Origin of the sequence: Bacillus rhizoplanae (assembly GCF_917563915.1) — a bacterium.
Classification (GTDB): Bacteria; Bacillota; Bacilli; order Bacillales; family Bacillaceae_G; genus Bacillus_A; species Bacillus_A rhizoplanae.
This window is the reverse complement of the sequence record NZ_CAKJTI010000056.1, coordinates 1-9,145: the sequence shown is the minus strand read 5'-3', so window position 1 is coordinate 9,145 and position 9,145 is coordinate 1. Positions and strand designations below refer to the sequence as shown.

The 9,145-nt window shown below is 34.0% G+C and carries 10 protein-coding genes; 4 read left to right on the top strand and 6 right to left on the bottom strand.

All coding sequences use genetic code 11. From position 1 onward, the window contains the following. Positions 1–269: 269 nt before the first annotated feature. The 5 genes from LRP84_RS21905 to LRP84_RS21885 form a co-directional block, all read right to left on the bottom strand. Positions 270–818: a DUF2179 domain-containing protein gene (locus LRP84_RS21905; RefSeq protein ID WP_154711020.1), complete on the bottom strand. Its 549-nt coding sequence runs from the start codon at positions 816–818 to the stop codon at positions 270–272. Between the two features lie 133 nt (positions 819–951). Continuing rightward, the gene (locus LRP84_RS21900) at positions 952–1,668 is read right to left on the bottom strand and encodes a class I SAM-dependent methyltransferase (protein ID WP_230577019.1); all 717 of its coding nucleotides are present in this window, start codon (positions 1,666–1,668) and stop codon (positions 952–954) included. A gap of 131 nt (positions 1,669–1,799) precedes the next feature. Then, the gene (locus tag LRP84_RS21895; RefSeq protein ID WP_230577018.1) at positions 1,800–3,122 is read right to left on the bottom strand and encodes a hemolysin family protein; all 1,323 of its coding nucleotides are present in this window, start codon (positions 3,120–3,122) and stop codon (positions 1,800–1,802) included. A 124-nt stretch (positions 3,123–3,246) separates the two neighbouring features. Continuing rightward, a complete protein-coding gene (locus tag LRP84_RS21890) occupies positions 3,247–3,654 on the bottom strand; it encodes a MerR family transcriptional regulator (RefSeq protein ID WP_230577017.1) in 408 nt (135 codons plus the stop codon). 179 nt (positions 3,655–3,833) lie between these two features. Further along, on the bottom strand, positions 3,834–4,385 hold the full coding sequence (locus tag LRP84_RS21885) for a cysteine hydrolase family protein (protein ID WP_230577016.1): 552 nt from the start codon (positions 4,383–4,385) through the stop codon (positions 3,834–3,836). A gap of 125 nt (positions 4,386–4,510) precedes the next feature. On the opposite strand from LRP84_RS21885, the gene LRP84_RS21880 reads away from it, so the two are divergent. From LRP84_RS21880 to LRP84_RS21870, 3 genes are all read left to right on the top strand, one after another. Next, entirely contained in the window at positions 4,511–4,933 is a 423-nt protein-coding gene (locus LRP84_RS21880) for an Lrp/AsnC family transcriptional regulator (RefSeq protein ID WP_230577015.1), read from the top strand. A 157-nt stretch (positions 4,934–5,090) separates the two neighbouring features. Beyond that, positions 5,091–5,990, top strand: a complete 900-nt coding sequence (locus LRP84_RS21875) for a DMT family transporter (RefSeq protein WP_230577014.1) — start codon at positions 5,091–5,093, stop codon at positions 5,988–5,990. A gap of 45 nt (positions 5,991–6,035) precedes the next feature. After that, the gene (locus tag LRP84_RS21870) at positions 6,036–6,212 is read left to right on the top strand and encodes a DUF1272 domain-containing protein (RefSeq protein ID WP_230577013.1); all 177 of its coding nucleotides are present in this window, start codon (positions 6,036–6,038) and stop codon (positions 6,210–6,212) included. Between the two features lie 168 nt (positions 6,213–6,380). Here LRP84_RS21870 and LRP84_RS21865 read toward each other — a convergent pair whose 3' ends face one another. After that, entirely contained in the window at positions 6,381–7,205 is an 825-nt protein-coding gene (locus LRP84_RS21865; RefSeq protein WP_230577012.1) for an MBL fold metallo-hydrolase, read from the bottom strand. Between the two features lie 453 nt (positions 7,206–7,658). Here LRP84_RS21865 and brnQ point away from each other — a divergent pair, with 453 nt between their 5' ends. Continuing rightward, the gene (gene brnQ / locus LRP84_RS21860; RefSeq protein ID WP_302850633.1) at positions 7,659–9,023 is read left to right on the top strand and encodes a branched-chain amino acid transport system II carrier protein; all 1,365 of its coding nucleotides are present in this window, start codon (positions 7,659–7,661) and stop codon (positions 9,021–9,023) included. Positions 9,024–9,145 lie beyond the last annotated feature (122 nt).

Sequence of the window (9,145 nt, the reverse complement as noted above, 5' to 3'; positions counted from 1 at the left end):
GATGTTCTTTTCACTTCCGATAACAATGATTATGTGAATGGAAAGTTCCTTCAGTTCTTCTGAAGGAACTTTTAAAGGTTTTGTGATACATTGATTTTATGTTAACAAAAGGTGCTTTCATGTACAGAAAACACCTTTTCAGTCTACAACTATTTTTTAATAAGACACCTGTTTCATTTTTTAAAACAGACAACTACTACTAATGATGAACGAGCCATAAAAAATAGTATATAAAAAAGGCGAAGCTATCCTCAGCCTCGCCTTTTCTCTTATGATGCCTGATCATCTTTTTTCTTCATTAACGCACGTTTTTTCATCGCTTTTGTTAAATATCCACCTTTGAAAGAGCGAATTTCGTACGAAGCCATAAATGCTTTCGGTGCGATTTCGTTAATAATCTCTACCAACTCTTTTTCACGTGAACGCTTTGCTACAATATCTAAACGATAGCGCTCAGAATTAATTCCTTCTCCGATAAAGACTGTCACACCAAATCCTGCATGTCTTAGTGCGGTCACAAGTTCTTCGCAACGCTCTAGTAAACTAACATTATACGTAATATATCCAATCGCTAATTTATTTTCAATATAACCACCGAGCAACAACCCAGCACTAAACCCAATGACATAAGCTACAATATTCATCATATTTGATAAATCTTGAAATACAATTCCTAAACTAACAATATAGATGACTCCTTCTAACAACCCAACGCCAGCAGCAGACTTCGTTTGATTCTTTACAAGCAAAATTGTACGGATTGTTAAAATTGGCACATAAATAATTTGCAGTAAGAAAATAAGTAACGCTTGTAACATATGTCTCCACCTCTTCCTAAAAGTCTGTTGTCATGATAACATACATAGTTGTAAGAAAGCGATGAATTTTATCTATTTTCTTTCTTTTTTCACTTTTGAAACTTCTAAAATAACAAAAGAAAAAGGAATCTGATTAGGATTCCTTTTTCTTTGCCTTTATAATTAAAAAACTTGGTTGTTTTATTAACTTTTCATAAGATGATGGATAATTTCTTTTCAATTCTTCCGTCGGAATAGGCTCTACAATTTTTTCAATTTCAAAATGACGAAGCGTTTCATTTATAATGTCTTGTAGTGGCCGGCGATAAAAATACATATCAACATATTTACCGCTTTTCTTCCATTTATCATGAAGCAATTCGCGCTTAAAATATTCTTTTTTCTCTGACAGGTGAATATCCATCGCTGGATGATGAACGGAGAATAAAAATGTTCCATTTGGCTTTAATATTCTCACAAATTCAGCAAATGTTCGTTCCCAATCTGCAATATAGTGAAGAGCTAAAGAGCTAACAATGCTATCATATGTACAATCTGCAAAAGGTAACGTATTTTCAAAGTCTAATTGATAAACCTCAGCTTTCTCTCCTACTCTTCGCTTCGTAGCAGCAACCATCTCTGAACTTACATCAATCGCGGTCACATCTGCTTCCCGATTTAGAAACTGTTCTGTATACCACCCTGCCGCACAGCCAGCATCAAGTACCTTTATTTCTCTCATACAATCAGGCAACTGGCTCATCATGGCCGGACGTTCATAATCCGTATTATACGGACTCTCATAATCGACTCTATGTTCATAATGACTGGCTAGTATATCGTACGCATCAATAATTTGTTGTTTATCCATACCCTTTCCTCCCTTCACTTTAAAAGACGTAATCTCCATTCTACCACATATCCAAATAATTAAGAATATTAAATCATTTAAACAAAAATCAATTGATCTCTCACACTTTGAGACACATAAAAAAGCAGCAACTATACAGTTGCTGCTTCTTCTTGTTGTAAATCTATTTTACGAATTTCAATACGTTTAATTTGATGTGCGTCTTTTTCTAGAACTTTAAATTCATATCCTTCTGCTGCAACAAATTGCCCTTCTTGAATTTCGTGATTTTGCGTCATCACCCAGCCGCCAATTGTATCAACTTCTACTTCATCAATGTGTAATCCAAATAAATCTTGAATCTCACTAATTAATACTTTTCCGTCGACAATTTTATGATGCTCATCAACATGATGAATCGGAGGATGCTCATCTTCATCATATTCGTCACGAATTTCTCCAACAATTTCTTCTAATATATCTTCAAGCGTTACAATCCCCGCTGTCCCGCCGTATTCATCATACAAAACAGCCATTGGAATTCGCTTTTTCTGCATTTGCAGAAGTAAATCATGAATTGGGATTGTCTCCATTACTTCAATGATAGGACGCATAAGCGTTCGGATAGATGATAGATCTTCTTTTTCATTTTTCATATAACGAATAAAGAAATCTTTTACATTCACCATACCGATAATATCATCTTTATCTTCTCCAAAGATTGGGTAACGTGTATACTTTTCACTTCGGATAATTTTCATTTGATCTTCTACTGAATTTTCAAGATAGAAACCAACGATTTCTGTACGCGGCACCATAATCTCTTTCGCAAGACGATTATCAAATTCAAAAATATTGTTTACATACTTATACTCCGCCTGGTTAATTTCACCGTTTTCATAGCTCTCTGAAAGAATTAAACGTAATTCTTCTTCCGAGTGTGCTACTTCATGCTCAGAAGCTGGCTTTAATCCGAATAAACCAGTTACAAGACGCGCTGATTTATTTAACATCCAGATAAACGGGAACATGATTTTATAGAATATAATAAGCGGTGCTGCAAACAACATTGTAATTGTCTCTGCTTTTTGAATTGCTACTGTTTTCGGTGCTAGCTCACCAACAACAACATGTAAAAAGGTAACTGTTGCAAACGCAAGAATGTACGATATTGAATTCGCAACCGTTTCTGGGAAATGTAGATCTTGAAATAACGGCTGTAAGATACGATGAACCGTAGGCTCTCCAAGCGATCCGAGCGCAAGAGCTGTGATGGTAATTCCTAACTGACACGCCGATAAATACTCATCTAAATTTGTTGTTACCTTTTTGGCTGCTAATGCGCCTCGTTTTCCTTCCGCAACAAGTTGGTCAATACGGCTTGAACGCACCTTCACCATAGCAAACTCTGCTGCCACGAAAAATCCAGTAAACGCGATTAAAATCGCAATCATAACTAAATTAAATATTTCCAAAGAATCCCCCTTAGTTCGAAAACTAAGGTGTCCACCTCCTGTATGAATAATTGCTTTCTTTTACTCTCTAAATTTAGAAAATAAAGCGCTATACAGAAATTAAAAGGGTGGATAGCTCTACCTACTATAAAAGTAAGATAAGAGATTGTATTAAAGCTGTCGTTTGAGTTGATAAATGTTTCGTTAGTTTTTCGCGCTGTGAATCTGTTAACCCATCTAATAACGGTTTTAATTCTACTAATTCCGTCTCCAAACGGTGGATACGCTCTGTTACATCATTTACTTGTTCCGAAACGTTTTCATTAACACCGAGCAGCTTTTTTTTCTCCTCGATCCTATCCTTAATTTCAGAAAGCGGTATATGCATTTCTTTACATCTCTCAATGAAACGTAATGTTTCAATTGCTGCTTCGTCATAGTAGCGATAATTAGATTGAGATCGCTCCGCTTTCAAAATACCTAGATTCGTATAATAATCAATCGTTCGTTTCGAAACATGAGCCATGTGAGCCAACTGTCCGATTCGGTACACCTTCCCAACGACCTTCCCTCCCCATATATGTTAAAGACATCATACAATACATAAACTGTACAGTCAAACGTTATGGTTAAAAAGAACATTTTATGAAAATATTAAGATTCATTTTCTCCCAAACAAAAAAAGAAGCTATTCTACTGCTCTACATGCCGTAGAATAGCTTCTTTTTCCTATTACATTCTACTTAATAAAAACTCTTCTGTTTCTATTACTTTCGCAAACATGTTATCTAAAGCACTCATAAATGCCGTATGCACATGTTTAGCCTGAATATTTTCATTGTTAAATACGAGATCCTTTGTCGTACAAGCATCTTCAATTACTGTGCATCCAAATTCCAAATCACTAGCAGCTCTAACCGTTGTATCAATACACATATGCGTCATCATTCCGCATATCACCAAGTGTTCAATCCCTACTCGCTGAAGTAACTCTAGTAAATTTGTTTTCCGAAAACTGTTTGGATAATTTTTTTGTACAACATATTCATTTTCAAGAGGTGCTACATCAGGATGAATTTTTACACCATCTGTATTCGGAAGAAAAAAAGCAGCCCCTTCTTGTACTGAAATATGTTGCACATGAAATACAGGTAAATTCATTTTTCTAAAGAAATCTAACACTTTCTTTGCATTTTCTGCTGCTTTTAATGGTTCATGTAATGCACATCTTCCACCTGGAAAATAATCATTCTGAATATCGATTAATACAAGCCCTATTTTCATTATTAGCCCTCCAATATTTTGAAAATTAAGTTATAATCTTATTATAAATCTTTATTGAATTCGCGATAACACTCTCATGAAAGACTTTAACGTCATATGATTTCACCATGAAAGGGTTTGAAGCCATGATTGATTCAACAGATTTGCAAATTCTTGATTTACTAAAGAAAAATTCACGAATACAGTGGAAGGATATTGGAAAAAGCATTCATATGACAGGTCAAGCCGTTGGAAACCGTATTAGAAAAATGGAAGATGAGGGATTGATAAAAGCGTATACCATTTTAGTAGATTACCCCAAATTAGGTGTGCAGTATACAGCTTTTATTACTGTTTTTATGAAGACAAATGAACATGCAAAATTCACATCCTTCATCACAAATAAAGATTCCATTGTAGAAGCCCATAAAATAAGTGGTGAAGGATGTTATTTACTTAAAGTACAAATAGACTCCCAAGAAAACTTACATAATTTATTAAATGAAATTTTAATCTTCGGCAACTATCGTTTAAATTTGTCAATTCATCAAGTAAAAGAAACTTACTAAGGATAGAAAGGAGAATAGCGATGTATTACAACAACTTATTCGAAAATGATCAACCAGTAATCCGTCTCTAAGGCGGGCATTATAAATCCTCTAGATTAAAATGCTTCGTCTTAAGGATAACTTCTCTAATCCTAAAAATAGACGGAGGTCATATGATATGAAACATTCATTATTTGGTGCATTTTGTTTATCCCTTGCTGCAAGCATTTGGGGTGGCATGTACGTTGTTAGTAAGTACGTACTAGACTTTGTTCCCCCGCTCACGCTTGTTTGGTTACGTTTCGCTATTGCTTTTGCGATTTTATTTATGATTTTACAAATAACACAGCAAAAACAGAAAACAAAAATTTCAATCAAGAAAAAAGATTGGTTATTATTTGCTTGGATCGGTTTTATCGGTTATTTTGTCTCCATTACATTTCAGTTTATTGGGACAAAATTGTCCGATGCACATACAGGTTCTTTAGTAACGTCAGCAACACCAGCCTTTATGATCATTTTTGCAAGAATAATAGTAAAAGAACGTATTACCATTCGCAAGTTCATCTCCGTAGTCCTAGCAACTTTAGGTGTTATCATTGTCATCGGATGGGATATAAAAATTGGAACGTATTTCACCGGAACACTCATTTTAGTCGGGGCTGCTATTACGTGGGCATTATTATCTATTTACGTCAAAATCGCCTCGCAACGTTTTTCTTCCTTAATCATTACAACGTATGCGATATTTTTTGCGATTTTGTTTATTACACCTTGCATGATATGGGAATTACAATCTAACAGCATACAAAGTCTTAACACATTTATAATTTTAGGGATTTTATACCTTGGCATCATTTCAACTGCTGGTGCATTTTTTCTTTGGAACAAAGGTATGGAATTAATGGATGCAGGAATTGGCTCCCTCTTTTTCTTTTTCCAACCTATTGTTGGAGCGTTTCTCGGATGGTTACTACTGCACGAAAAGCTAAAAACTACATTCTTCATTGGAGCTGCACTCATTGTAGTGAGTGTTCTTATCGTTACAATTAATAAAAGAAAAACAACTTCTAATTAGAGATATGATTATGAAAGTTATTTTACTATATAAGGGGGACATCCCATGGCGCTAGAAATGAAAACAAACTGTCAAACTTGTAATACTTCTCTGCAAGGAGATTCAGAAGCATACATCTGTGTATATGAATGTACCTTTTGCCTGCCTTGTACAGAGAACACACATCATGTCTGTCCAAATTGTGGAGGCGAATTAGTACGGAGACCAAGAAGAAAGAAATAAAGTGGTCTCTTCCACATAATAAAACGCAAAATCTAAATGATTTTGCGTTTTACTTTTTGTTTTTTAACACTTGATTTCTTTTATCTTTTCTAATAATGACTTGTGCTAAATATTTATATCCACACTCCCTAAAAAGCTTATCATTTAGTAGTTAGATGAATAGTTTTTTTATTTATGTATGAGTTTCCCTTCAAGTGCGTCAATATATCTTTTCGCTGATTTTTGAACAGCTTCATTTGCTTTTTCCTTCACAATTCGATGGAATGCATTATACAAACGATTAAACTTTAATTCTTTTACTCTTTTAGCCATCTCTTTCACCTTACTTGCTGGCAATGGAATTAGATTTGGATAACTATACATGAAGCTTACCCATCTTTGATCAGCAGCAACTTGAATAATATCCCCAGTTAATAAAATTCCTCTTCCTTCATCTCCAGATTTCCAATGTAAAACAGCGCCACCATTAAAATGTCCGCCTAAACGATACAGTGTAATATCCTCGGAAAGTTTTAAAGATTCTCCAGACCAGAATATGATACGATTACTTGGGCGCATCACCCATTCTTTATCATCTTCATGAATGTATATAGGAACATCAAATCGTTCCGCCCATTCTACTTGTGTAGAATAATAATGTGGATGCGATAAAGCAATTGCATGAATTCTCCCTAACTCATTTATCTTTGCTACAGTCTCCTCATCAATATAAGTAATGCAATCCCATAACACATTATACTTATTAGCTTGAACTAAATAAGCATTTTGACCAATTGCAAACTTGGGACTTGTTGTTAAGCTATATAAATTTTCTACTTCTTTTACAATCTCATTCTTATAGGATTTACTTTCCTGTAGGCTCTCTAACGTTGTCCATGATTGCCCCAAAGGGTTTACATATTGACGTTCCTCATTACAAATTAAACAACTTGCAGGCGATTCTTCACAAAGTTCGTATTGCACACCACACGTTGTACAAACATAATGCTTCATGCTATTTCCCCCTTTCTCATTTCAGTAAATACAAATTAATCCAAAAAATCATGAACAATACGTAAAATTAAACTTCCTGCTCAATAATTTAAATGTTTAAGTAACAAAATCCCTACCCATAATATCACAAATTTCACTTTTTATTCTATATTTTCTGAATAATATACTCTTGTTTTTATTGAATATTTAATTTATTATTTTATTTGTTATATAAAAATAATAACATCCATAAAATATCATATGATACACTACTAAAAGAAAGCGCTTAACAATTGTAATTAATTAAATTTTCTATATAATAAAAATAACGGACAAAATAAATTTACGAAAAATTCATTTTTGTCTTGCATAATAATTTATTTTTGTTATCATCGTTAATGATTCGACAAAAAATGACTTTGTATTGTATCTTTGTGTAAAAAATTCAAAATATTTAAATTTGGAGGTTTTTTCGTGACAAAAAAAGTGCAAACTTCACATATTTTTGTGATTGGGCTTATGCTTTTTGCTCTCTTCTTCGGAGCAGGTAATTTAATTTTCCCTGCTATGTTAGGACAAACAGCCGGAAGTAACGTATGGATTGCAACCGCAGGATTTTTAATTACAGGAGTTGGCGTACCACTACTTGGTGTATTAGCACTTGGTGTTTCAGGTAGTGACGACTTACAAGCAATGGCAAGTCGTGTACACCCATTGTTTGCGAGTGTATACACATTTATTCTTTATTTAGCAATTGGTCCTCTTTTTGCTTTACCTAGAGCAGGAAGCGTATCTTTTGAAATAGGTATAAAACCATTTGTAGGAGAAAATAGTGGTCATTTACCTTTAATTATTTTCACTATTCTGTTTTTCGGTATTACTTGTGTACTCTCTTTAAATCCTACAAAGATTGTTGATGTTGTCGGGAAGTTTTTAACTCCAATTAAATTGACATTTATCGGTATTTTAGTTGTTACCGCTGTCATAAAGCCAATCGGTGACATTCAAGCACCAACACAAGAATTTGTTACAAATTCTTTCTTCAAAGGCTTTCAGCAAGGCTATTTAACAATGGACACTCTCGCAGCTTTCGTATTTGGTATTATCATTATTAATTCCATCAAAGAGAAAGGTGTAAGTGACAAAAAAGAGATTATAAGTGTATGTATAAAAGCAGCCATCATTGCCGCTGTCGTATTAATTGCTGTTTACACTTCACTTGCATACATGGGTGCTTCTAGTGTTTCTAAATTAGGACATTTAGAAAACGGCGGGGAAGTTTTATCAAAAGTAGCAAATTACTACTTCGGTTCTTTAGGAAATTTATTATTAGGATTGATGATCACTATAGCTTGTTTAACGACGAGTGTTGGACTTACTACAGCATGTTCATCTTACTTCCATAAAGTATTTCCACAAATATCATACAAAACATTTGCTGTTATTTTAGCTACTTTCAGTGCTCTTATTGCTAATCTTGGCTTAACAGAGCTGATTACCGTATCTGTACCTGTATTAACAGCAATATATCCTTTAGCGATTATGCTAATTGTATTAACGTTTCTACACCGATTGTTTAAAGGGAGATCAGAAGTATATCAAGTAAGTTTACTATTCACTTTTATTGTAAGTATCTTTGATGGACTGAATGCAGCAAATCTGAAAGTTGATGCGATAAACTCTTTATTCTCTCGCTTACCTTTATATGATGCTGGATTAGGATGGATCGTTCCGGCATTCATCGGAGCTTTACTAGGCTATGGAATTAGCTTATTACGAACGAAGGATAATTCTAATGTAAATACTTCTCATGACCTTGCACGTAAAAAAACATCCTAAACTTTTTAATTTTATTTAGATTCAAGAAATTTGAATCAATCTTTGTTTCAACAAGAATAAATATATAATGTTACACATTTTATAAAGGGAAAAGAAGAGGATAGATACAAGCAGAGAGAGGC